Source organism: Jejubacter calystegiae (genome assembly GCF_005671395.1).
GTDB classification, from domain to species: domain Bacteria; phylum Pseudomonadota; class Gammaproteobacteria; order Enterobacterales; family Enterobacteriaceae; genus Jejubacter; species Jejubacter calystegiae.
Genome location: NZ_CP040428.1, coordinates 3,022,536 through 3,046,389 on the forward strand (window position 1 = coordinate 3,022,536; position 23,854 = coordinate 3,046,389).

General features: G+C 57.1%; 24 protein-coding genes. 10 read left to right on the top strand and 14 right to left on the bottom strand.

What is annotated here, in order from left to right:
• Positions 1-7: 7 nt before the first annotated feature.
• Genes FEM41_RS13875 through cecR form a run of 4 tightly spaced genes read right to left on the bottom strand, consistent with a single transcriptional unit; the run spans position 8 to position 4,567 of the window.
• Positions 8-1,144 carry an ABC transporter permease gene (locus tag FEM41_RS13875; protein WP_138096525.1) on the bottom strand — a complete coding sequence of 379 codons (1,137 nt, stop codon included), beginning with the start codon at positions 1,142-1,144 and terminating at the stop codon, positions 8-10.
• Positions 1,134-2,885, bottom strand: coding sequence for an ATP-binding cassette domain-containing protein (locus FEM41_RS13880; protein ID WP_138096526.1), 1,752 nt, complete (start codon positions 2,883-2,885; stop codon positions 1,134-1,136). The genes FEM41_RS13875 and FEM41_RS13880 overlap by 11 nt, the downstream gene beginning before the upstream one ends.
• Positions 2,872-3,885, bottom strand: a complete 1,014-nt coding sequence (gene hlyD, locus FEM41_RS13885; RefSeq protein ID WP_138096527.1) for a secretion protein HlyD — start codon at positions 3,883-3,885, stop codon at positions 2,872-2,874. The genes FEM41_RS13880 and hlyD overlap by 14 nt, the downstream gene beginning before the upstream one ends.
• Positions 3,875-4,567, bottom strand: coding sequence for a transcriptional regulator CecR (cecR, locus tag FEM41_RS13890; protein ID WP_138096528.1), 693 nt, complete (start codon positions 4,565-4,567; stop codon positions 3,875-3,877). The genes hlyD and cecR overlap by 11 nt, the downstream gene beginning before the upstream one ends.
• Positions 4,568-4,823: 256 nt before the next feature.
• On the opposite strand from cecR, the gene rhlE reads away from it, so the two are divergent.
• The 5 genes from rhlE (at position 4,824) to FEM41_RS13915 (ending at position 12,117) form a co-directional block, all read left to right on the top strand.
• Positions 4,824-6,194, top strand: a complete 1,371-nt coding sequence (gene rhlE, locus FEM41_RS13895) for an ATP-dependent RNA helicase RhlE (protein ID WP_138096529.1) — start codon at positions 4,824-4,826, stop codon at positions 6,192-6,194.
• Positions 6,195-6,264: 70 nt separating this feature from the next.
• Complete coding sequence (gene dinG / locus FEM41_RS13900) at positions 6,265-8,478, top strand: ATP-dependent DNA helicase DinG (RefSeq protein ID WP_138096530.1); 2,214 nt, start codon at positions 6,265-6,267, stop codon at positions 8,476-8,478.
• A 3-nt stretch (positions 8,479-8,481) separates the two neighbouring features.
• Positions 8,482-9,450, top strand: a complete 969-nt coding sequence (ybiB, locus tag FEM41_RS13905) for a DNA-binding protein YbiB (RefSeq protein WP_138096531.1) — start codon at positions 8,482-8,484, stop codon at positions 9,448-9,450.
• A 695-nt stretch (positions 9,451-10,145) separates the two neighbouring features.
• The gene (locus FEM41_RS13910) at positions 10,146-11,165 is read left to right on the top strand and encodes an IS110 family RNA-guided transposase (protein WP_138096109.1); all 1,020 of its coding nucleotides are present in this window, start codon (positions 10,146-10,148) and stop codon (positions 11,163-11,165) included.
• A gap of 718 nt (positions 11,166-11,883) precedes the next feature.
• Positions 11,884-12,117: a SymE family type I addiction module toxin gene (locus FEM41_RS13915; protein WP_138096532.1), complete on the top strand. Its 234-nt coding sequence runs from the start codon at positions 11,884-11,886 to the stop codon at positions 12,115-12,117.
• Positions 12,118-12,381: 264 nt separating this feature from the next.
• On the opposite strand, the gene bhsA is transcribed toward FEM41_RS13915, so the two are convergent.
• The 3 genes from bhsA to FEM41_RS13930 all read right to left on the bottom strand — a co-directional run bounded on the left by bhsA (position 12,382) and on the right by FEM41_RS13930 (position 13,994).
• Positions 12,382-12,639 (bottom strand): multiple stress resistance protein BhsA, encoded by a 258-nt coding sequence (gene bhsA / locus FEM41_RS13920; protein WP_138096533.1) that lies wholly within the window; start codon positions 12,637-12,639, stop codon positions 12,382-12,384.
• Positions 12,640-12,941: 302 nt separating this feature from the next.
• Positions 12,942-13,202, bottom strand: a complete 261-nt coding sequence (mcbA, locus tag FEM41_RS13925; RefSeq protein ID WP_138096534.1) for a DUF1471 family periplasmic protein McbA — start codon at positions 13,200-13,202, stop codon at positions 12,942-12,944.
• A gap of 153 nt (positions 13,203-13,355) precedes the next feature.
• A complete protein-coding gene (locus FEM41_RS13930) occupies positions 13,356-13,994 on the bottom strand; it encodes a flavin reductase family protein (RefSeq protein WP_138096535.1) in 639 nt (212 codons plus the stop codon).
• A 115-nt stretch (positions 13,995-14,109) separates the two neighbouring features.
• On the opposite strand from FEM41_RS13930, the gene rlmF reads away from it, so the two are divergent.
• The gene (rlmF, locus tag FEM41_RS13935; protein WP_138096536.1) at positions 14,110-15,027 is read left to right on the top strand and encodes a 23S rRNA (adenine(1618)-N(6))-methyltransferase RlmF; all 918 of its coding nucleotides are present in this window, start codon (positions 14,110-14,112) and stop codon (positions 15,025-15,027) included.
• Positions 15,028-15,045: 18 nt separating this feature from the next.
• Here rlmF and glnQ read toward each other — a convergent pair whose 3' ends face one another.
• The 5 genes from glnQ to rhtA all read right to left on the bottom strand — a co-directional run bounded on the left by glnQ (position 15,046) and on the right by rhtA (position 19,195).
• Positions 15,046-15,768 carry a glutamine ABC transporter ATP-binding protein GlnQ gene (gene glnQ, locus FEM41_RS13940; protein WP_138096537.1) on the bottom strand — a complete coding sequence of 241 codons (723 nt, stop codon included), beginning with the start codon at positions 15,766-15,768 and terminating at the stop codon, positions 15,046-15,048.
• Positions 15,765-16,424, bottom strand: coding sequence for a glutamine ABC transporter permease GlnP (glnP, locus tag FEM41_RS13945; protein ID WP_138096538.1), 660 nt, complete (start codon positions 16,422-16,424; stop codon positions 15,765-15,767). Before glnP ends, glnQ begins: the two co-directional genes overlap by 4 nt.
• Before the next feature lie 65 nt (positions 16,425-16,489).
• A complete protein-coding gene (glnH, locus tag FEM41_RS13950) occupies positions 16,490-17,233 on the bottom strand; it encodes a glutamine ABC transporter substrate-binding protein GlnH (protein WP_138096539.1) in 744 nt (247 codons plus the stop codon).
• Positions 17,234-17,570: 337 nt separating this feature from the next.
• Positions 17,571-18,074 carry a DNA starvation/stationary phase protection protein Dps gene (gene dps, locus FEM41_RS13955; protein WP_138096540.1) on the bottom strand — a complete coding sequence of 168 codons (504 nt, stop codon included), beginning with the start codon at positions 18,072-18,074 and terminating at the stop codon, positions 17,571-17,573.
• 233 nt (positions 18,075-18,307) lie between these two features.
• Entirely contained in the window at positions 18,308-19,195 is an 888-nt protein-coding gene (gene rhtA, locus FEM41_RS13960; protein ID WP_138096541.1) for a threonine/homoserine exporter RhtA, read from the bottom strand.
• Positions 19,196-19,444: 249 nt separating this feature from the next.
• Between rhtA and FEM41_RS13965 the strand changes: the two genes are divergently transcribed.
• Together FEM41_RS13965 and ompX are read left to right on the top strand one after the other, a co-directional pair.
• Positions 19,445-19,507 (top strand): hypothetical protein, encoded by a 63-nt coding sequence (locus tag FEM41_RS13965; RefSeq protein WP_138099203.1) that lies wholly within the window; start codon positions 19,445-19,447, stop codon positions 19,505-19,507.
• Positions 19,508-19,562: 55 nt separating this feature from the next.
• Positions 19,563-20,075, top strand: coding sequence for an outer membrane protein OmpX (gene ompX, locus FEM41_RS13970; protein WP_138096542.1), 513 nt, complete (start codon positions 19,563-19,565; stop codon positions 20,073-20,075).
• 194 nt (positions 20,076-20,269) lie between these two features.
• On the opposite strand, the gene mntS is transcribed toward ompX, so the two are convergent.
• Positions 20,270-20,398 (bottom strand): manganase accumulation protein MntS, encoded by a 129-nt coding sequence (mntS, locus tag FEM41_RS13975; RefSeq protein ID WP_138096543.1) that lies wholly within the window; start codon positions 20,396-20,398, stop codon positions 20,270-20,272.
• Positions 20,399-20,575: 177 nt separating this feature from the next.
• Here mntS and mntR point away from each other — a divergent pair, with 177 nt between their 5' ends.
• Entirely contained in the window at positions 20,576-21,040 is a 465-nt protein-coding gene (gene mntR, locus FEM41_RS13980) for a manganese-binding transcriptional regulator MntR (RefSeq protein WP_138096544.1), read from the top strand.
• A gap of 60 nt (positions 21,041-21,100) precedes the next feature.
• Here mntR and ldtB read toward each other — a convergent pair whose 3' ends face one another.
• Positions 21,101-22,015, bottom strand: a complete 915-nt coding sequence (ldtB, locus tag FEM41_RS13985) for a L,D-transpeptidase (protein WP_138096545.1) — start codon at positions 22,013-22,015, stop codon at positions 21,101-21,103.
• A gap of 245 nt (positions 22,016-22,260) precedes the next feature.
• Here ldtB and FEM41_RS13990 point away from each other — a divergent pair, with 245 nt between their 5' ends.
• Positions 22,261-23,853: an ABC-F family ATPase gene (locus FEM41_RS13990; protein WP_138096546.1), complete on the top strand. Its 1,593-nt coding sequence runs from the start codon at positions 22,261-22,263 to the stop codon at positions 23,851-23,853.
• Position 23,854 lies beyond the last annotated feature (1 nt).

Below are 23,854 nucleotides of genomic sequence, written 5' to 3' on the forward strand. Positions count from 1 at the left end.
GGCTTCCTTAATCGAGACGGCGTTTGGTGTTAAGCCAGGTCAGGCCGATAAACATCACCGCCGAGCCAATCAAAAACAGCAGATTAATCAGCAGCACGATGGGGATATTGCCCGCCAGAAACAGGCTCTGTAGGGTACTGACGAAGTAGCGTGCCGGAATAATCCAGGTCACCGCCCGGATGGCGGCAGGCATACTGTCTATCTGGAAAATAAAGCCGGATAGCATCACCGATGGCAGAAACGCCGCGTTTAACGCCACCTGGGCGGCGTTAAATTGATTACGGGTCAGGGTGGAGATCAAAAGCCCCATTCCCAGGGTACTGAGCAGGAACAGGCTGGTGATAATAAACAACAGCAGCAGGGAACCGCGGTAGGGCACGCCCAGCACAAAGACCGTCATCAGCATACAGATAAGCATCGCCAGCATGCCCAGAAAATAGTAGGGGATAAGCTTGCACAGCAGCAGTTCGCTGCGGGTCACTTCTGTGGAGAGCAGTGCCTCCATGGTGCCGCGCTCCCACTCCCTGGCCACCACCAGCGAGGTCAGAATAGCGCCGATCACCGTCATGATAATGGTGATAGCGCCGGGGATAATAAAATGGCGGCTGATGGCGGCCGGGTTAAACCAGTAGCGGCTCTGAACGTCGATCAGCGGCTGCAGATTTTCACCCCGGGCAAGTGCCCGCTGCTGCTGCCAGATTTGCCAGCTTCCCTGAACGTAGCCCTGCACAAAGTTGGCGGTGTTAGGTTCGCTGCCGTCGGTAATCACCTGGACAGGCGCGCTGTCGCCGGGGCTTGCCAGCCGCTCGGCGAAATTCACCGGCAATACCACCAGCCCGCGAATCCGCCCGCTCTGCATCATTTCGATCAACTGCTGGCGATTATTGCTGACGGTAGCGTCAATAAAGGGCGAGGCGCTCAGGGTGCGGGTAAAGTCCACCGCCTCTTCGCTGCGCTGTTCCAGCAGCACGCCGACCCGCAACTGGCTGGAGTCCAGATTAATGCCGTAACCGAAGATAAACAGCAGCAGCAGGGGAATGACCACCGCAATCAACCAGCTACTGGGATCGCGCAGAATCTGGCGGGTCTCTTTCAGGCACAGGGCGCGTACCCGCCGGGCGGAGAAGAGTCGACTATTGGCCATGGCTGTGCTCCTTGTCCCACTGGTGAATCAGGGCGATAAAGGCCTGTTCCATGGTGGGATCCGGGTGTTCGGCGTCTGCGGCCTGCTGCTTCAGGGCATCCGGCGTACCGCTGGCGATGATCTTGCCGTGGTACACCAGACCGATGCGGTCGCAGTATTCCGCCTCGTCCATAAAGTGGGTGGTGACCATCACGGTCACGCCGCGTTCGACCATACTGTTGATATGCAGCCAGAATTCTCGGCGGGTGAGAGGATCCACCCCGGAGGTAGGTTCATCCAGAAACAGGATATCCGGCTCGTGCATCAGCGAGCAGGCCAGCGCCAGCCGCTGCTTGAAACCCAGCGGCAGGGCATCGGTATTGTGGCGGGCGATGGGCGTCAGGTTAAACGCCTGGCTCATCCGTTCAATGCTTTCACGCTGGCGTCGTCCCTTAAGGCCATAGATGCCGGAGAAAAAGTGCAGGTTCTGGTTGACCGTCAGGTTGCCGTACAGTGAAAACTTCTGGGCCATGTAGCCCAGATGCTGGCGTGCCTGGCCGGAGTCGGTCTTAAGATCCATATTCAGCACCAGCGCCTGACCGGAGGTGGGCACCAGCAGGCCGCACATCATCTTGAAGGTGGTGGATTTGCCTGCGCCGTTAGGGCCGAGCAGCCCGAAGATCTCGCCGCGCGTCACTTTGAAGTCAACATGGTCGGTGGCCGCGAAGTCGCCGAATTTTTTGGTGAGCTGGCGCGCTTCGATCACCGTTTCACCAGGGGCGCCTTCCACATCGTGCAGAATGGCGCCCAGCGGCGACTCGGCGGCCGTCGCGCCGCCCAGCAGATCGATAAAGGCATCCTCAAAGCGCGGCGCGGTCTGTGCAATATGGTCTGGCGGCAGCGCCAGAGCCTGGGCCAGGACCAGGACATCGGCCTGGGCCCCCTGGTTCAGAATTACCCGCACTGATTTTCCCTGGATAACGCCGTCGCTGACCGTCGGCTGCCGTAGCGCACGCTGCAGCAGCTGGCGATTGTTCAGGTCGGGGCTGGTCATCAGCCAGCTGCGTCCGGTCATCTGGCGGGTCAACGTTTTCGGTTCGCCCTGCCAGAGCATCTCTCCCTCGTTCATCAGCAGAATAGTGCGGCACTGCTCGGCTTCGTCCAGGTAGGAGGTGCTCCACAGAATCAGCATGCCTTCGTCGGAAAGCGTGTGCACCATCTGCCACAGCTCGCGGCGCGAAATAGGGTCGACCCCAACGCCGGGTTCATCCAGCAGCAGCACCTGGGGTTGGCCCACCAGGGTGCAGGCCAGCCCGAGCTTCTGTTTCATCCCGCCGGAAAGTTTGCCCGCCAGGCGCCCGGTGAAGGGGGCCAGGGCGGTAAAGGCCAGCAGTTTTTCGAAGGTCTGATGGCGCTGTTCGCCGGTGACGCTACGCAGGTCGGCGTAGAGATTCAGGTTCTCCTGGACCGTTAAGTCCTCGTAGAGGCCGAATTTCTGCGGCATATAGCCCATCAGCGCGTGGAGATCTCCGGAATCCTTAATGGGATCCAGCCCGGCCACCCAAACAGCGCCTTCGCTGGGCTGTAGTAACCCCGCCAGCATGCGCATCAGCGTGGTTTTACCGGCGCCGTCCGGCCCTACCAGGCCAATGACGCCGCCAGCGCTGAGCGTCACCGTCAGGCTGGCGACCGCTGGCTTTTCCATATCAGGGAAGCGTTTGACCACGCCCTTCAGTTCAATGGTACGCTCAGCGTGGCTCATCGGTGCTTGCCTTCGCGTCGCTAAAGCGCAGGGTGACCGGCATTCCCTGGCGCAGGGTATCGTCCGGATCGGTCACGATAATGCGCAGGCGGTAGACCAGATCGGTCCGCAGATCCGGGGTCTCTACGCTCTTGGGGGTGAATTCGGCGGTCGGTGACACAAAGCCAATCTGGCCGTGCCAGGGCTTATTCGGGCGGCCGTCGGTGTAAATCAGCACTTTACGACCCGGTTGGACCTGATTGAGGTTGGGCTCGTCCACATAAGCGCGGATCCAGACCGGGCGGGTCAGAGACAGCGTCAGAACGCTGCTACCGGCGCTGAGCATGGTACCGGGCTCAACGGAACGGGTCAGCAGGGTGCCGTCCGAAGGGGCGATAAGTGTGGCGTCCTGAAGATCCAGCCTGGCCTGAGCCAGCGCGGCCTGGGCCTGTTCCAGACTGGCTTTGGCTTCGGCAATTTCCTGGGGCCGGTTTCCGGCCTGGTACTGGGCCAGTTTATCGCGGGCCGCTTTCAGGTTCGCCGCGGCCTGATCCCGGGATGAACGGGCGTCAGACAGCGCGTCGGCCGAAACGGCGCGGCTGTTCCACAGCCCCAACTGGCGCTGATAAAACTTATCCGCATACTCCCAGGAGGCGTGAGCCTGGCGTTCAGCGGCGGCGGCCTGGGCTATCTCTTCACTGCGGTAGCCGGCCATCATCAGGTCATATTTGGCCTGGGCTGTGGCAACATTGGCCTGAGACTGCTGCAGGGCATTATGCAAAGGCGCCTGGTCCAGCTCGCCCAGCACGTCGCCGCGCTTAATGGTATCTCCTTCATCCACGTTAAGGCTTGCCAGACGACCGCCAACCCGGAAGCTCATATTAACCGTGCGGATATCCACGTTACCGTACAGCGTTAGCGGCTGATTGTGCTGGCTGCGATACCACCACCAGCCGCCGAGCGCGGCGGCCAGTAGTGCCACAATGATTAACACCACCAGGACAGGCTTGCTACTTTTCATTTTCGTCGGCTCCTTGCTGGACGGAAAGTCCCTGTAGAATGAAATCGATATGCTGGGTCACCACCCGGATAATCAGCTTAACCCCTGCCGCATCGAAGCGCTGCCACCCGGCGCGCAGCAGAATGGTTTCGCGCCCCAGCCGAAAGGCGAGTATCTCCCCCAGTAGGGCATGGGTGTGGAGAATGGTTTCGGTATCCTCCGGGTCGCGCCCGCAGTAGCTGGCGATAAGTCGGGTCAGAAGCTGATGCATCGGCGCGGTCACCCGTTCGTGAATCAACTGGTAAGCCTCGGTCGGCGCCAGTTGCTCGCGGGAGATGAACTTGCTGATATTCAGCGTTTCGTCGGCGGTGAGCAGGGCGATAAGATGACGGCTGGCTTCAACGATAAGCTGGCGCACGGCTTTCCGATCGTCTCCGCTTGCCAGCAGCTTTTCGGCGGCAGCGGCATGCTGCTGGAAATTATTATCAATGAAATCGGCAATCCAGCGAGCGCAGGCCAGGTAAAGCGCCTCTTTTGATCCGAAGTAATAGGTAATGGCGGCGATATTCTGTTGCGCCTGAGCGGCGATATCCCGGGTGGTGGCATGCAGACCGTATTCGCCGAACTGGGCGATGGCAGCCTGAATCAGCTGCTGCTTTGCCTGTTCACCTCTGGCGGTAGGGGGGCTGGCGTCGTTGCTCATCGGGAGAATTCCTGAAAACTTAATCAATCGATTGATTAAGAGTAAGCAGGTTTTGCCAGCGTGTCCAGAAACGTCAATTTGTTCTGTCAATGTTTCCACACGGGAGAATTTATGCGCCATGTCGCAAAAACTGATACACTCCGCCCCCTGTAATGGCGCCGTAGTTTGTGCCTTTGAGTAACCGGCCGGTTCCCGGCTTGCACACTCCCCCTGGAAACTACACCGGTTGCCCGGTCAGGGCGGGTCTGGAGTAGTTATGTCTTTTGATTCTCTTGGGCTGAGCCCCGATATTTTGCGCGCCGTTGCCGAACAGGGCTATCGCGAACCCACCCCTATTCAGCGCCAGGCCATTCCCGTGGTGCTCAGCGGTCGCGATCTGATGGCCAGCGCCCAGACGGGCACCGGTAAAACCGCAGGCTTTACGCTGCCGCTGCTGGAGCTGCTGACTCAGCGCGAGCCGCACAGCAAAGGGCGTCGCCCGGTGCGCGCCCTGATCCTGACCCCCACCCGTGAACTGGCCGCGCAGATCGGCGAAAACGTACGCGACTACAGCAAATACCTCAACATCCGTTCGCTGGTGGTGTTCGGCGGCGTAAGCATCAACCCGCAGATGATGAAGCTGCGCGGCGGTGTTGACGTGCTGGTGGCGACTCCCGGGCGCCTGCTCGATCTGGAACATCAGAACGCCGTGAATCTGGACCAGGTGGAAATCCTGGTGCTGGACGAAGCCGATCGCATGCTGGATATGGGCTTTATCCACGATATCCGTCGGGTACTGGCGAAGCTGCCGCCACGCCGTCAGAATCTGCTGTTTTCCGCCACCTTCTCTGACGAAATTAAGGGGCTGGCGGAAAAACTGCTGCACAACCCGGAAGAGGTGGAGGTAGCGCGCCGCAACACCGCTTCAGAGCAGGTGACCCAGCATGTTCACTTTGTGGATAAGAAACGCAAGCGCGAGCTGCTGTCACTGATGATTGGCAAAGGCGACTGGCGCCAGGTGCTGGTCTTTACCCGCACCAAGCACGGCGCTAACCATCTGGCGGAACAGTTGAATAAAGACGGTATCACCGCCGCCGCTATTCACGGTAACAAGAGCCAGGGAGCGCGTACCCGGGCGCTGGCCAACTTTAAGTCCGGTGATATTCGGGTGCTGGTGGCGACCGATATCGCCGCCCGCGGTCTGGATATTGAAGAGCTGCCGCACGTGGTCAACTATGAGCTGCCTAACGTGCCGGAAGATTACGTGCACCGTATTGGCCGTACCGGTCGTGCTGCCGCCACCGGTGAAGCGCTGTCACTGGTCTGCGTGGATGAGCATAAACTGCTGCGTGATATCGAACGCCTGCTGAAGCGCGAAATTCCGCGTATTGCCGAGCCGGGCTTTGAGCCGGATCCCTCCATTAAGGCGGAGCCGATTCAGAACGGCCGCCAGGGACGTAGCGGCGGTGGTCGCGGCGGTAATGGTGGTGGTCGCGGTAATGGCGGCGGAAATGGCGGCGGACGCGGCCAGAGCCAGGGGCAGCCGCGTAAGCGCGCCGAAAGCGGCCAGGCGGCTAAGCCTGCCGGTGAACGTTCCGGTCGTCGACGTCGTCGCGGCGGTCAGGGCGGCGGCGAAGGTAACCGCTAAGGTCTTTCTGTACCCCATGCCTTAAACATGGGAGAATAGTGGCTGTTTGTACAGTAGATACGGTTCTCCCATGGCATTGTCCGCGGCGCATAAGGCGCAAATCAGCGCCTGGTACAAGGCGCTTTCTCAGCAAATTCCGGACTTTATTCCTCGCGCTCCTCAGCGCCAGATGATCGCCGAAGTGGCGAAAACCCTGGCGGATGAAGAGGGGCGCCATCTCGCCATTGAAGCGCCGACCGGCGTCGGCAAGACGCTCTCTTACCTGATTCCCGGCATCGCTCTGGCCCGGGCCGAACAGAAAACCCTGGTGATCAGCACCGCCAACGTGGCGCTGCAGGATCAGATCTTCAGTAAAGATCTGCCGTTGCTTGCCAAAATCATCCCCGGTTTAAAATTTACCGCTGCCTTCGGGCGCGGGCGCTACGTCTGTCCCCGCAATCTCGCCATGCTGGCCAGTGACGAACAGCAGCAGCAGGGCGACCTGCTGGCGATGCTTGATGACGCCCTGACCGCCACCAGCAAAGAAGAACGCAAGCTGTGCATCGATCTGAAGCAGACCCTGGATAGCTACAGCTGGGACGGGGTGCGTGACCACAGCAAGAAAAACATTGCCGATGACCTGTGGCGGCGGCTGAGTACCGACAAAGTCGGCTGTCTGGGCACTAACTGTCAGTGGTATCGCGAATGCCCATTTTTCGTGGCGCGCCGTGAGATCGTTGAAGCCGAAGTGGTGGTGGCGAATCACGCCCTGGTGATGGCGGCGCTGGAAAATGAGAGCGTGCTACCGCCCGCGAAACATTTGCTGCTGGTGCTGGATGAAGGCCATCACCTGCCGGATGTGGCGCGCGACGCCCTGGAAACCAGCGCTGAAATCACCCCCGGCTGGCTGCGGTTACAGCTGGATCTGTTCAGTAAGTTGATTGCCACCAGTCTTGAACAGTTCCGCCCGAAAAGCATTCCGCCGCTTGCCACTCCGGAGCGCCTGAACAACCATTGCGAAGAGCTGGACGAACTGGCCACGACGCTGGCGGGGATCTTTGGTCTGTACCTGCCAGGCGAAAATGAAGGCCTGTACCGTTTCGCCATGGGCGAACTACCGGAAGAGATGCTGCCGATGGTACAGCGCATGGCGAAGCTTTCCGACGCGCTGCGCGGCCTGGCGGAAGCCTTTCTGAATGACCTTAGCGAACGTACCGGCCAGCACGATATCGTGCGGCTGCATCGACTGCTCCTGCAGATGAATCGCGCTCTGGGGCACTTCGAGGCCCAGAGTAAGCTGTGGAAACTGGCGGCCATGGCCAACAGTTCGAACGCGCCGGTGTGCAAGTGGATAGCCCGGGAAGTGCGCGAAGGGCAGCCGAAGCTGCTGCTGCATTGCGCGGCCATTCGGGTTAGCGATCAACTGGAAAAGCTGCTGTGGCGCAGCGTTCCCCATGTGGTGGTCACCTCGGCGACCCTGCGTTCGCTGAACAGCTTCATTCGTCTCCAGGAGCTGAGCGGCCTTAAGGAAAAGGCCGGGGACCGCTTTGTGGCGCTGGATTCGCCGTTCGATCACGTGCATCAGGGGCGGCTGGTGATTCCGCAAATGCGTTATGCGCCGCTGATGGAGCATGAGCGGCTGCATATTGCCGAGATGGCGGGCTTCTTTCGCGGCGAACTGGAAAAGGGCGAGCACCGGGGCATGCTGGTACTGTTCGCGAGTCTGAGGGCGATGACCGCTTTCCTGGAGTGCGTTCCCGATCTGCGCCTGCAACTGCTGGTACAGGGGGATCTGCCGCGTTACCGGCTGGTGGAGCTGCATCGCCAGCGGGTTACGGAAGGCCAGACCAGCGTGCTGGTGGGGCTACAATCGTTCGCCGAGGGGCTGGATTTAAAAGGCGAGCTGCTAAGCCAGGTGCATATTCATAAGATAGCTTTTCCGCCGGTAGACAGCCCGGTGGTGGAAACCGAAGGGGAGTGGCTGAAGGCCCACAAGCGCTATCCGTTCGAGGTACAGAGTCTGCCCAGCGCCTCCTTTAACCTGATCCAGCAGGTCGGCAGGCTGATTCGCAGCCACGCCTGCTGGGGCGAAGTGGTGATTTACGATAAGCGCCTGCTGACGAAAAGCTACGGCCAGCGGCTGCTGGCGGCGCTGCCGGTTTTCCCGGTGCTTCAGCCACCTGCGCCAGAGATTGACAGCAAGCTGCTGGAAAAACCGGCGGTTACCGGAGCCCGGGGGCGAAAGAGTCGCTCAGGTCGGAGCGGGCGCGTTAAACTGAATAACAAGACCCAAAAGAGGAGCTAGCTGGTGGATTACCGCAAAATAATTAAAGAGATTGGGCGCGGTAAAAATCACGCCCGGGATCTCGACTTCGATACCGCGCGCGGCCTGTACAGCCATATGCTGGATGGCAAGGTGCCTGAACTGGAGCTGGGCGGCATCCTGATTGCGCTGCGTATTAAAGGTGAAGGTGAGGCGGAACTGCGCGGTTTTTATGATGCGGTGCGCCAGCGAACCCTGACGCTGACCCCGCCTGCAGGCAGACCGATGCCGGTGGTGATTCCGACTTATAACGGCGCCCGCCGTCAGGCGAACCTGACGCCGCTGCTGGCGCTGCTGCTTAGCCGGATGGGTTTCCCGGTGGTGGTGCACGGCGTGAGTGAAGATCCGACCCGGGTTATCTCGGCCACTATCTTTGAGCTGCTGGGTATTGCGCCCACGCTGCATGCCGGTCAGGCCCAGGCGAAGCTGGAATCCAGCGAACCGCTATTTATGCCAGTGGATGCCCTGTGCCCGCCGCTGGCCGGGCAGCTCGAGCTGCGCTGGCGACTGGGAGTGCGTAGCAGCGCCCATACCCTGGCGAAGCTCATCTCACCGTTTGGCGAAGATCGGGCGCTGCGCCTGTCCAGCGTTTCGCATCCGGAGTATGTCACCCGGGTGGCGCAGTTCTTTAACCAGACCGGCGGACGGGCACTGCTGATGCACGGCACGGAAGGCGAAGTGTACGCGAATCCGCAGCGTTGCCCGCAAATCAGCCTGGTGGCGGAGCAGGATGTGCAGGTGCTGTGCGAACGTCAGGATGAGGCGCAGCAGGATATCGCGCTGCCTGGCGATAAAGACGCGGAAGTCACCGCCCGCTGGATTCAGCGCTGCGTGGCGGGCGAAGAGCCGGTACCGGCCTCTATTAAGCAGCAGCTGGCCTGCTGTCTGGTGGCGAGCGGCGAGCAGGATGATATGGCTGCGGCGCTGGCGCAGGTGAATCGGCTGTTTGGGTAAACGGGCTTTGTTTCAGGGGAAAAGCGGCGGAATATGGCGATGCGGTGGGCTGTTCCGTTCACTTTACGTGACTGCTTTTCTGTTGATTCACAACCGGTGAGCAGGGGGGAACTCCCTTTCCCTTCCTGGTGTACGTTCCGGGGAGAAAACCGGCAGAATATAATGGCGCGGGGGCTGTTCCGTTCACTTTTCGCAACTGCTTATCTGTTGATTCACAGCCGGTGAACGGGCCAGGGAGGCTCAGGCGCCACCCCCCTGGCGACCCGGGCTCCCCGGCGGTAAAAAACGTCGCTTACGCGGTTCCCTCCGCTTATCACTTCGGGCTTTTCGGACCGGGCGAGAGTCGCCATCCCTGGCGACCTCGCCCTGTCGCGACATCCCTGTCGCTCCTCCGGCCCTCCGTGAACGCTTCGGCGTTTTTTAAGCCGGGACATAACACCCTCGTCGCTTCAGTTGGATTGCTCAAATGCGTCCAGCACACTCTTTTTTGTCAGTCAGGACAGAAGGTCAAAGCGATGACATTCTCCGGCCTGAAAATCGCCGCAGCGTTCACGGCCGCCAGGGTCAGCCAGACAGGGAAGTCTGGCTGAGGGCATACGGCACAGGGATAATGAGATGGACGCTCCAGATTTTACGGTATCAGTGTACCAGACTGGATCGTTGTATAACGTCCTGACAAATGAGGAGCGTCCATCATGCAAGTATCAACTCTCGGTATTGACCTGGCAAAAAGTGTTTTCCAGCTTCACGGCGTTGATCACAACGGGAATACCGTTTTGCGTAAGCGTCTGTCACGTGCCCGGTTTGTTCAGTTTGTTATCAACCTGCCGCCCTGCCTTATCGGGATGGAGGCGTGTTCATCCAGCCATCACTTCGGGCGGCTGTTCAGGGAGCACGGTCATCAGGTGAAACTGATTCCGCCTCAGTATGTAAAACCCTACGTCAAAACGAACAAGACAGATGCGGCAGATGCAGAAGCCATCTGCGAGGCTGTCACCCGGCCAAACATGCGTTTCGTTGAAATAAAAACGGTAGAGCAGCAGGCGGTACTGACACTGCATATCGAACGGAGTCTGCTTATCCGGGAGCGAACCGCCGTGATTAACAGCCTGCGGGCGATGCTGGCTGAATTTGGGTTTGTCATTCCGGGGGGGCGTCGGCAGGTTCATCAGTGCGCGTCCGATATCCTGGGTGATGATGAAAACGGGCTTTCACCTCTGGTCCGGTCCAGCGCCGCCCGCCAGCTGGCGCATATCCGGGAGCTGGACAACCAGCTGTCGCAGGTGGAAAAAGAGCTCACGGCATGGTTCAGAAGCCGCCCGGATTGTCAGCGTGTGGCGCAGGTGCCGGGCGTGGGTCTGCTGACAGCCACTTATGTTGTGGCCTCTGTCGGAAACGCACAGCAGTTCGGCTCGGCAAAACAGTTTGCCGCCTGGGTGGGGCTGACTCCCCGGGAGCATTCCAGCGGAGGTCACCAGAAACTGGGGCACATCAGCAAACGGGGGGACAGCTATTTTCGCTTCCTTCTGGTTCACGGGGCGAGAGCGGTGGCAGCCTGGATTCAGCGAACCGGTCAGGGAACCCCATGGCTGCTGGCGCTGATGCAGCGCAAACCTCACAACGTGGCAGTCACCGCACAGGCCAATAAAACCACCCGGATACTGTGGGCGATGCTGAGGCGCGGAACAGAATACCACCCCGCAACGCCAGCCTGATACAGGCTCAGGCTGACGCTACGGGTTACAGTAAACAGAGTCACACGTTACCGGAAGTGCGGGTGTAATCAGTAAGATGGCAAAACAGGTAAGACCGCAGGTGAGAGAAGCCGTGACGGCACAGGGGCGGAAAAGCCCGTAGTGGATGTCTGGTACTCACCTGGCGGTTACTCATCATGGTCAGGGGAAAATCCCTGGAATAAAGACCGAATATATGGCTGCAGCTACCACTTTGTCATTTTTACTGAAAAAACATTTGCGATCCGGGAGCGTCCATATATGTGCCGTTATACCCGACCCGTCCGGCGGACGGGAAAAGCGGAGGGAACCCGAAGGGCGATTTTTACGCCGGAAAGCCAGGTTGTCAGGAGGCGGCGTTTGAGCCTCCTGACCCGTTCACCGGTTCCGAAACCGACATAAGAGAAATCACCTTAAAGTGAACGGAATCTTCGCCAGCGCGACATATTTCCCCTGAAGACAGCATCATTACGAAAATATTGCCACCTTCATGAAACAACTCAGAATTATTGCGAGACAGTTTCAGCAATAAAATATTCAGTCCACCACTGTAATTTATTACAGGTTAAAATACCGACAGCGATTTTTTATTCAAGGGAGCCAGGAACGCAGCAAGAAACGTCTAATTATACAGACGCGACCCGCCAGTGCGACAACACTGACAGGCCGCTAACCACAACCAACTACAGGAGAGTTGATTATGGCTGATACCCATCATAAGCCACGCTCCGCTATTTCCAAAACACAACGCAACCTGACCGTCGGATATATCAGCACGCGTCACGAAAATCGCGCCACCGGCATGACAACATACTACAGCCGCCACCCCAGTCTGCATCTGAAAGGCAACTGGCTGGGTGAAGCCGGATTTGAAACCGGCAGTCCGGTGAAGGTTCACATCGAGTCGGGCAGGACAATTATTTGCTTCGGTTAAGCGCGATATCCGTCAACGGAATCTTTTCCAGCGCTACATATTCATCCGAAAACAAACCAAAAAAAAGCCCGCCAGTGGCCGGCGGGCAAGGGATAACATCAGGGTTTCCGTCATATTTCGGGTTGCCTCTTTGTTGGCTGCCTTCACTCACCCCAGTCACATAGTTATCTATGCTCCTGGGGATTCGCTCAGTTGCCGCCGCGATGCAACCCGAACTATTTAGGGATCAGAACAAGGGGCCGGGAGAGGGATCCCGGCTGAGGGTTACTTGTAGATCACCGCGGTGCCGTGCAGCAGATTTTCGCCGGAGGCAGAGGTGATTTTATAGGCGCTGGCGCCCTGGGCATCGGCTTTGGCAGCCAGCTGATCTTCCAGCTGGGTCAGGGTGTAGGCGCCAGAGGCGGAAACAACGCCGATCTTCTGGCCGTGCTGGTCATTATCGGTGACCGGCTGGGCGGCGAAGGCGCCGAAGGACAGGGTAGATAGCACAATTGCAGCAACAGTATATTTAATGTTTTTCATGGTCATATCTCGCAGGTTATTCTGTAAAAAATCTTTCGTTCCGTTTATGTGATCATTATCACGGTATTTTTACAGAGATAAAACCTGGAAGAATTGATGGTGTTGTTCTAAAAAATTGACCATTCATTAATATATTGATTTTTAAATGCTATTTTGTGGTTTTGTCTACTGCGTCACCAAAAACGCCATCAAGAGTATGGAAAAGGCACATTTGGTCACACCGGATTCGCCAGAGGCCAGGTAGCGATAGCGCCCCGCCCGCAGAAGGCCGGGGACGCTGCCAGACGCGCCGGTAGCGGCGCTTATTTATAGATGGTGGCGGTACCATGCATCTGATTATTGCCGCCAGCCGAGGTGATAACGTAGCCCGTCGCTCCCTCTTCACGGGCCTTTTCGGCAAGTTTGTCTTCCAGATCGCCAAGGTGGGTGGCACCGCTGGCTGAAACCGTGCCGGCGGGGCGGAGCTGGCTGGTTTCCGGGTTGGTGAGCGGCGTTGCCGCAAAGCTTGCGGGAACACAGACAATGAAGGTGACAACGGCAGAAAAGAGCGACAGTTTTTTCATGATCACATCCTCACGACAGGTCTCAATGGCGGTTAAAAATTAACCACCGCGAAGTAAAGTGTAGTCCGCCGTAGACTGTGATATGGCGCAAAAAATGGCTTTTCACTGGTCGACATTTACTGACAAAAGTTGACCCATGAAAATTGACTAACGCTATGATTTTGCAGGTCTTGCATCGGGACGTACCAAATCGAAACGCTGCTCATCGCTAATGCTGTAGTAAGCGCTCGGCCCTCCGGCGCGCAGTACCGGCTGGGCTTTTGCAGTCTGATAAATTCCCTGCTCCAGCAACCGCCTGTCGATATGAACGGCCACCACTTCGCCCAGCACCAGCCAGGTGTCCGTGGGCTCGCCGTCGGCGGAGGTTAACTGCCAGTGCTGAGACAGGCGACACTCAAAATTCACCGGGCTTTCCGCCACTCGCGGCGCTTTGACCTGCTTTCCTGCCAGCGGCGTCAGCCCGGCCCGGACGAATTCGTCCTCACCGTGCGGCAGCGTGGCGGAGGTTTCATTCATCTGTTCCGCCAAAGGGCGGGTAGTCAGATTCCAGACAAACTCGCCGGTTTCCAGAATATTGCGCAGGCTGTCTTTATAGCCGCTACTGGCGAAGCCGATAATCGGTGGACGGTAGTTAAAGCAGTTAAAAAAGCTGTAGGGGGCAAGGTTGCGCTGTCCTTTGCTGTCCTGAGTGGCTATCCAGCCGATAGGCCGCGGGCCGATAATCGCGTTGAGAGGATCGTGGGGCAGGCCATGGCCCGCTGCTGGCTCGTAATAGTAGTAGTCGTCAGACATTGGTTTTCCCGTTAATGGCGATTTTTATTCCCTGATAGTGTATCGCAACGGCGCCGGTATTATTTACCTGTGAGCCGACAACGGGTATCTTACGCGCCCACACAGGAGAATGCTCATGACCAGCCAGCCCGCCAGGCGCTCCGGGTTACACCCGCGTAATCGTCACCAGTCCCGCTATGATTTTCCCGCGCTCATTGCGGCCTGCCCGGCGCTGGAGGCCTTTGTCCGTACCAGCCCCCGCGGCGAACCGACCATCGATTTCGCCGACCCTCTGGCGGTCAGGGCGCTGAATCAGGCGCTGTTGGCCAGCTTCTATCAGATAATCCACTGGGACATTCCGCAAGGTTTTCTGTGCCCGCCGGTGCCGGGGCGCGCCGACTATCTGCACCATCTGGCGGATCTACTGGCAGAGGATAACCAGGGAACGGTCCCGACTCAGGCCGATATTCTGGATATCGGAACTGGTGCCAACTGCATTTATCCGTTGATTGGCCAGTATGAGTACGGCTGGCGCTTTACCGGCAGCGAGGTTAACCCGGACGCGTTGCGCAGCGCCGCCGCTATCGTGGCTGCGAATCCGGGCCTGAACCGCCGCATCCGGCTACGCCGTCAGAAGCAGGACGACGCCATTTTTCGGGGGATTATCCACGCGAATGAGCGCTACGCGGCGACAATGTGTAACCCACCGTTTCATGATTCGGCTGCCTCAGCCCAGGCGGGCAGCGAACGCAAGCGACGCAATCTGGGGCTGAGCGAGCAAGGAAACGCCCTGAACTTTGGCGGCCAGCCGAAAGAGCTGTGGTGCGAAGGCGGCGAAGTGCGTTTTATTCAGCAGATGATTGATGAGAGTAGGGCGTTTGCCCGCCAGGTGGGATGGTTCACCACTCTGGTATCACGCGGCGAGCACCTGCCGGAAATTTACCGGGCGCTTCAAGGTGCCGGTGCGGTTCGGGTCGTGAAGAAGAACATGGCCCAGGGCCAGAAGCAGAGCCGTTTTATCGGCTGGAGCTTTAGCGAGAAGCGGCCCCGCTAAGGGGGCCGTTATTGGCGGTCAGGAGACGTGCTGCAGGAACTCCTGCAGCCGCTGACCGGGTGGGTTTTCAATCAGTTCACGCGGGTTGCCGTCGGCGGCTATCCGCCCCTTATCGATAAAGATCAGCCGTGAGGCGACCTGTCTGGCAAAGCCTATTTCATGGGTGACAATCACCATGGTCATCCCTTCTTCGGCCAGATCCTGCATCACCTTCAGCACCTCGTGGCGTAGCTCCGGATCCAGCGCCGAAGTGGGCTCATCAAACAGCATCATTTTGGGTTTCACCGCCAGCGCTCTGGCGATGGCGACCCGTTGCTGCTGGCCGCCCGAAAGTTCGGAAGGATAGTGAGCGGCGCGGTCCGCCAGTCCGACTTTATCCAGCAGCGCTTTGGCCTGCTTTTCGGCATCGGCCTTGCGGGTGCCGCGTACCCGAACCGGACCAAACATCACATTCTCCAGCGCCGTCATTTGGGGGAACAGGTAGAACTGCTGGAATACCATGCCCGCCTCCTGGCGAATCAGGCGTTCGTCCACTTTCGGGTCATTGACCTTCATACCATCGACGATCAGGTCGCCAGAGGTGACCTCCTCCAGCTTGTTAATACAGCGCAGCAGGGTCGACTTACCGGAGCCTGAAGGGCCGATTATTACCACTACTTCGCCCTGCTGAATGTGCAGATCGATATTGTGCAGCACCTGAGTTGGCCCAAAGTGCTTGGAAACGTTATTAAACTCAATCACAGGATCTTCATCCTTCTTTCGAGGCGACGCAGAACAAAGCTCAGCACCAGGGTGATAATCAGATAGATAACCGCGACGGCGCTCCAGATTTCCAGCGCCCGGAAGTTACCGGCGATAATCTCCTGCCCCTGGCGGGTCAGCTCCGCTACGCCTATCACGATAAACAGCGAGGTATCTTTGATGCTGATAATCCACTGGTTACCCAGCGGCGGCAGCATGCGGCGCAGGGCCAGCGGCAGAATCACGTAGCGAATGGTATCGCGGCGTGAAAGGCCCAGCGCCAGGCCCGCTTCGCGAAATCCTTTATGGATAGAGAGCACGGCGCCGCGGGTAATTTCAGCAATATAGGCGCCCGAGTTAATCATGATGGTGACTACTGCGGCGGTGAAGGGATCGATACGCAGATCGGAAAAGGCCATCGGCAGGGCAAAGTAGATAAACATGACCTGCACCACGATGGGGGTGCCGCGAATCAGTTCAATAAATGCCAGGGCCAGATGATTCAGGATCCAGCCGCCAAAGCTGCGGGCGAAACCGGCGATAAGACCGATAACCAGCCCGCCCAGCAGGCCGAGTACCGAGATCCAAAGCGTCATTTTTGCGCCTTCCAGCAGCAGCGGTATCGCAGGCCAGATGGCGCTCCAGTCAAACTCCATGATGATTTCCTGTCGCAAACAAAGCAGAAGTGGGCGGGGGGCGAGCTCCCCCCTCGCTGTGAGGATTATTCCGGATCTTTGCCGAACCACTTTTTATAGATTTGGTCGTAAGTACCGTTTTCACGCAGGGTTTTCAGCGCGCCGTTGACTTTGTCGCGCAGTTCGCTGCCTTTCGGGAAGGCGATGCCATACTGTTGGGCTTCCAGCGAATTGCCCACCGCTTTGAACTTGCCCTGACCGGCGGTCTTAATAAAGTAGAGGATGTTTGGCGTGTCGTGCAGCACCGCGTCGGCGCGCCTGGTGCCCAGCTCCATATAGGCATTGTCGATGTTCGGGAACTGGCGCAGATCTTTGGTCTTAATGTTTTGCTTCGCGTAATCCACCGAACCCGTACCGCTCTTCACGGCCAGCACCTTACCGTCGAGATCTTTAACGCTCTTCACCTCGTCGTTATTAGCCCTGACCATTACCAACAGACCGCTCTTGTAGTAGCCGTCGGAGAAGTCGATGGCGCGTTTGCGCTCGTCGGTAATAGTGATACCCGCCAGCGCGAGATCGACATTACGGGTTTGCAGCGCCGGAATAATGCCGCTGAAATCCATGGGCTTCAGGGTGTAGTCCAGTTTGAGCTCTTTGGCGATGGCGGCCCAGAGGTCAATATCAAAACCGACATACTGATTTCCCTGCTTAAACTCAAAGGGAACAAAGGCGGTATCGGTCGCCACGATCAATTTTTTTTCTGCAGCCGTAGTCGAAACGGCGAAAGCGAGAGTGAGTGCAGCCAAAGAACACTTCAAAACAGACTTCATAGCTCTTCCTTTTGGTATGCCCGGTGAACGCACCGGGTCGGACTAAACGCAGTATGAAAAATTCATGCCATGATATCTAACTGACTGAATTCATTGATTGTTAAAAGTGAGCCCTGCACTAGCGTGCAGACAATAATCGGATATTGCACCGGAGTGGGGCGCGCTTGCTCATCCGGTTAGCACTACTCTATTTAGCGTAAAATCCACAGGAGGAACAATCGCCTGATAACAATTGTGTGAGGTGTTTATTGCAATAATTTAACTTTTGCAGGAAGAAAGAAGGGGGGGATGCACTCTGATAGTGCGCCCCCTTAGGGAGGAGGCGCGACAGGGGGACTTATTCGAGGTTGGCTTCGATGAACCACAGGAATTTATCCAGATCGCGGGAAGCCGCGGTAAAGATATCTGCAGTGTCTTCATCTTTGGCTTCGCTAATGGCTTTACGTACGTCGTTAGCGACGATGGCATAGCGGTCAGCCAGCTCTTTCAGGTGTTCCTGAACGGTATGAATATCGAGCGGGTAGCTTTTCAGCGGCGTGTTGCTGTTGATCACCTGGGCAGTGCCCAGTGCAACGCCGCCTAACTGCACGGCACGTTCGGCCATGGTATCCATATGCTCGTTCAGCGCATCACGGAAACCATCCAGCATTTCGTGTACGGCAATGAAGTTAGCACCGCGCATATTCCAGTGAGCCTGTTTGGTGATGAGCGCCAGATCGATGAACTGGACAACCTGGCGGTTCAGCAACTCAATGGTCTCTTTTTTCTCACCATCAGCCACATCATTGCGGGTGTAAAGCAGCTCAGAAGATTTTGTTTTCACCAGTTTAGCGGTACTCATGATTTCATGTCCTCTTGATGTTTATGTCCCAAAAAACTTCGGGAATAAGTATAGCACCGCTTTTTTACTCTGCTGGTTGCGATATTGCCTATTAGTTAAATAGTAATGATGAAATTGTCTTTATTAAATTGTTAATAATCAAAGTGTTGTATTAAAAAGCCAGCATTTCTTGCGAAATACTGGCAGAAAAAGCGTAACGACGTATTGTTATTATTTTGTGAAATTTAAGCCGCTTAATTAATATCAATACTCTCGACTTTCGGCTCGCGTTTTAGCGTCAGTGTGGAGCCCACAGAGGCCAGAACGATCGACAGCAGGCCCAACAACTGGATGGCGCTCAGGCGCTCCCCCAGGAACAGCATTCCGGAGAGCGCAGCCATACCCGGCTCCATGCTCATCAGGGTACCGAAAGTACGGGTAGGCAGACGGGTCAGCGCCACCATCTCCAGCGAGTAGGGGAGTGCGGTGGAAAGTACGGCAATGGCCAGTCCCAGCGGCAGCAGCGACCACTGCCATAATGCAGGGCCCGCCTGCCAGGCGCCGACAGGAATGAAAACCAGTGCTGCAATCACTGAGCCCATCGCCACGGTGGCCGGACCGTGGCCGTCGCCAGCGCGCTGACCGGTCAGGATATAGACGGCCCAGCAGGCGCCCGCCAGCAGCGCCCAGGCGGCGCCTGCTGGATCAATACCCGAAATCCCGTCACCCAGCGGCAGCAGCATCCACAGGCCGCCGATGGCAAGCAGCACCCACAGGAAATCAACGGGGCGGCGGGATGAGAAAAGCGCCACTGCCAGCGGCCCGGTAAATTCCAGGGCTACGGCGATCCCCAGCGGGATACTGTGCAGAGAGAGGTAAAAGAAGTAGTTCATTCCCCCCAGAGCCAGCCCGTAAAGCAGCAGCGGGATGCGCTGTTCGGGCTGAAAGCGCAGACGCCAGGGTTTAAATACCACCACCAGAATCAGGGTGCCCAGCGCCAGGCGCAGCGCGGTGACGCCGGGGGCGCCGACCAGGGGGAACAGGGATTTGGCGAGAGAAGCGCCGCTCTGAATAGAGGTCATGGCGATGAGCAGCAGCACCACGGGCACCCAGGCGGGCGATTTACGGGACAACGTTGGCATCCTGCATCCTGTCAGTTTTTGTCAATGAATCGTTAATAAAGGAAAATCTGGCTCAGTGTAATGGAAGAGTTGTTTCTGGTTTAGCATCCGTTGAAAAAAAAGTTTCTGCCGATCGTTATGATTCGCGGCATCAGAAGTTCCCTACGAACGATGATTTTAGGATTAATCTGAATGGAAGCCTGCGGGAATGAGGACCATAATAGCATTCCGCCTGCAAAATTACGTGTCTTATGAAAGGGATAGTCAGTTCTGGAAACGTTCTGTTACATGAAATGGCGCCTTAGACAACGCAAATCCCGCAGAGTTTCTTAAAGTAGTTTGATATATTTATAACTTAGGACTTACTTGAAGCACATTTGAGGTGGTTATGAAAAAAATTGCATGTCTTTCAGCTCTGGCCTGTGTTCTGGCCGTTTCCGCCGGTTCTGCAGTGGCCGGTACCGCAACTGTTTCTGGTGGCTACGCGCAGAGTGATTTCCAGGGCGTTGCCAGCAAAGCTAACGGTTTCAACCTGAAGTACCGTTATGAGTTCGACAACAGCCCGCTGGGCGTTATCGGCTCCTTCACCTACACCGAGCACGATCGTACCGGTCGCGGTGGTGACTATCAGAAAGGCCAGTACTATGGTCTGACTGCGGGTCCGGCTTACCGTCTGGCTGACTGGGTTAGCATCTACGGCGTAATCGGTGTGGGCTATGGTAAATTCCAGACCACCCAGTACCCGGATCACGGCGACATGAGCGACGCAGGCTTCTCCTACGGTGCGGGTCTGCAGTTCAACCCGATCGAAAACGTTGCTCTGGACTTCTCTTACGAGCAGAGCCGTATTCGTAGCGTTGACGTTGGCACCTGGATCGCTGGTGTTGGTTACCGCTTCTAATCCTTCCCTCTTACAGGGAAAGAGAAAAATCCGCCTTCACGGCGGATTTTTTTTGCCTGCAGTTTGAGTATAGCCGGGATTAATTCGTCCGAAAGCGAAGGCCGACGCGGCATGGCAGTTCGCAAAAACAGGATTAAGAGGATGAAAGGCGACGCTGGCTGGTTGCCGGTCAGGGGAGGTATGGGAAAGGGAGGTTAGCGTTGCTCGTTGTTCGAACGCGACGCCTTACCGTTCACCATATCGCACAGCATGTTCAGCAGCATCAGCCGCACCCGAAAGGGAGAGTGGGTAAACACCAGCATACACCTCTTAAATTCATTCATCGGCTCCTCCTTCTTCACTCGTTGCCGCGCTTCCTTTGCGACCGTCTGTATTCTATACAGATATAGCACAAGCTATATTGTATAGCTATTGCTATTGAGTTAATTTTTTGTGGTTACGCGATGCTGGTTTACAATAAGGGCCGTTAAATTTCATATGCAGCACCCGGGAGAAGTTGAATGAGCCGTCGCGCAGGTAAGCCAGAAAGCCCCAGAGAAGGAAAGCTGGTTGATGTGGAAGCCCACGTTGAAGGTTTTCGTCAGGTACGCGAGGCCCACCGCCGGGAGTTGATCGATGATTACGTTGAGCTGATTGACGATCTGATCCGCGAAGTGGGAGAGGCGCGTCAGGTGGATATGGCGGCGCGTCTGGGGGTCTCACAGCCAACGGTGGCGAAAATGCTCAAGCGCCTGGCCTCGGTGGGATTGATCGAGCAGATCCCCTGGCGCGGCGTGTTTCTGACCGCAGAAGGGGCGAAGCTGGCAGAGGAGAGCCGGGAACGTCATCAGATAGTGGAAAACTTTCTGCTGGCGCTGGGGGTGAGCCCGGATACCGCCCGCCGCGATGCGGAAGGGATGGAGCACCACGTTAGCGAAGAGACGCTGGAACTATTCCGCCGCTTTAGCGAGACGCGTCAGGAATAACCGTCGTCCCCATAATAAAAAAGGCCGCTTGTGCGGCCTTTTTTGCTGTCATAACGGCTATCAGTTAAGACGTACCGGCATACCGGAACGGTTCTCAACGGCTTGCTGCACCACGCTCTGATCGACGTCGGCCTGGTCGGTCACTTCACGCAGTTTCTTAGTCAACACAATCGGCACCTCTTCTTTACCGGCCATCTGGGCCTCGGTGGTAGAGAGCGGATTATGCACTTCGATATAGCGGCTGCCGTCCGGCTCGGTCGTGGTTTTTACCGGCTCATCGATAAACTGCACGCGGGTGCCGACCGGCACGTTCTCGAACAGGAACTTAATGTCGTCGTTACGCAGACGCACGCAACCGTGGCTTACCCGCAGCCCGATACCGAAGTTAGCATTGGTGCCGTGGATGGCGTACAGGCGGCCGATATACAGGGCATACAGACCCATCGGGTTATCCGGACCCGCCGGGAATACGGCAGGTAGATATTCACCGCGAGCCTTATATTCGGCGTGCATCTTGGCGGTCGGGGTCCAGGTGGGGTTCGCGCGCTTGCGCTCTACCTTGGTGGTCCAGTTAATCGGCGTATCTTTACCCAGCTCGCCGATCCCAATCGGCAGAACCACGACGGTACCGCTGTCTTTCGGGTAGTAGTAAAGACGCATTTCGGCACTGTTGATGATGATGCCCTTACGCGGCGCATCCGGCAGGATGAGCTGCTGAGGAATGGTCAGCACGGTACCGGCTTTTGGCAGATAGGGATCCACGCCGTGGTTGGCTTCCATCATGTTGGACAGCCCCATCTGGTACTGTGCCGCAAAGTATTCCAGAGGCTGCTTGTTACCCTCCGGAACGGTGACAACCTGATTCTGGCCGACGAGACGGCTCCCCTCAGGGGGCAGCGGATAGGTTACCGCAGAGGCAGTTTTACAAAAACCGACAAGGGTAAATGCTGCCAGTAAAAGCGTACGTAATTTCATAGTTAAGTCGCGCAGTTGTTATCGGTGCCACAGAGGCTATTGGTTAAGATACGGTGAAAGTGCCGCCAGCGCATTATAGGAGCATTGGGGCTTTGAGGAAATTCGGATGTGGATGAAATCACATTTTTCACCTGAATTTGTGTATTAGTGTAGGTTATTTTGTCACGGATTTGGATCCGGGCGATCCCTGAACGCACTTATGGCATAATGTCGTGTTTATCACACTTTCAACCTGGGGAAGATTCTTGTTAGTTTCCAGTAATGTCACCATGCAGTTCGGCAGTAAGCCGCTGTTCGAAAACATCTCCGTTAAGTTTGGCGGCGGTAATCGCTACGGTCTGATCGGCGCCAACGGTAGCGGAAAATCAACTTTTATGAAGATCCTGGGGGGCGATCTGCAGCCGAGCGGCGGCAATGTCTCTCACGATCCCGATGAGCGCATCGGTAAGCTGCGTCAGGATCAGTTCGCCTTCGAACAGTACACGGTGCTGGATACGGTCATCATGGGGCATACGGAACTGTGGGAAGTTAAGCAGGAGCGCGACCGCATCTATGCTCTGCCGGAAATGAGCGAAGAAGAAGGCTATAAGGTTGCCGATCTGGAAGTGAAATACGGCGAAATGGACGGTTATTCCGCCGAAGCGCGAGCCGGTGAACTGCTGCTGGGCGTGGGCATTCCCCAGGAGCAGCACTACGGGCCGATGAGCGAGGTGGCGCCTGGCTGGAAACTGCGCGTGCTGCTGGCTCAGGCGCTGTTCTCCAACCCGGATATCCTGCTGCTCGACGAACCGACCAACAACCTGGATATCGACACCATTCGCTGGCTGGAGCAGGTGCTTAACGAGCGCGACAGCACCATGATTATTATTTCCCACGACCGCCACTTCCTGAACATGGTCTGCACCCATATGGCGGATCTCGACTACGGCTCGCTGCGGGTGTATCCTGGCAACTACGATGAGTATATGACCGCGGCGACCCAGGCGCGCGAACGCCTGTTGTCGGATAACGCTAAGAAGAAGGCGCAGATCGCCGAACTTCAGTCATTCGTCAGTCGCTTTAGCGCCAACGCTTCCAAATCGCGTCAGGCCACCTCCCGCGCCCGTCAGATAGACAAAATCAAGCTGGAAGAGGTGAAAGCCTCCAGTCGCCAGAACCCGTTCATCCGCTTTGAGCAGGATAAAAAACTGTTCCGTAATGCGCTGGAAGTGAAGGATCTCAGCAAGGGGTTCGATAACGGCCCGCTGTTCAGCGGCTTCGGCACGCTGATGGAAGTGGGCGAGAAGCTTGCGGTGCTGGGCACCAACGGCGTGGGTAAATCGACCCTGCTGAAAACCCTGGTGGGCGAACTGACGCCAGACAATGGTACGGTGAAGTGGTCCGAAAACGCGCGCATTGGCTACTACGCTCAGGATCACGCCGCGGACTTTGACTGCGATCTGAATGTTTTCGACTGGATGAGCCAGTGGAAACAGGAAGGGGATGACGAGCAGGCTGTGCGTAGCGTGCTGGGTCGTCTGCTGTTCAGCCAGGATGATATCCGCAAACCGGTGAAGGTGCTATCCGGGGGTGAGAAAGGACGGATGCTGTTCGGCAAGTTGATGATGGAGCGCCCCAATATCCTGGTGATGGATGAACCTACCAACCACCTGGATATGGAGTCCATCGAGTCGCTGAACAGCGCGCTGGAGCTTTATGAAGGAACGCTGGTCTTTGTCTCCCACGACCGTGAGTTCGTAAGCTCTCTGGCGACCCGCATCGTGGAAATCACGCCTCAGGGCGTGGTCGACTTCGGCGGTGGTTACGAAGAGTATCTGCGCAGTAAAGGTATCGAATAAC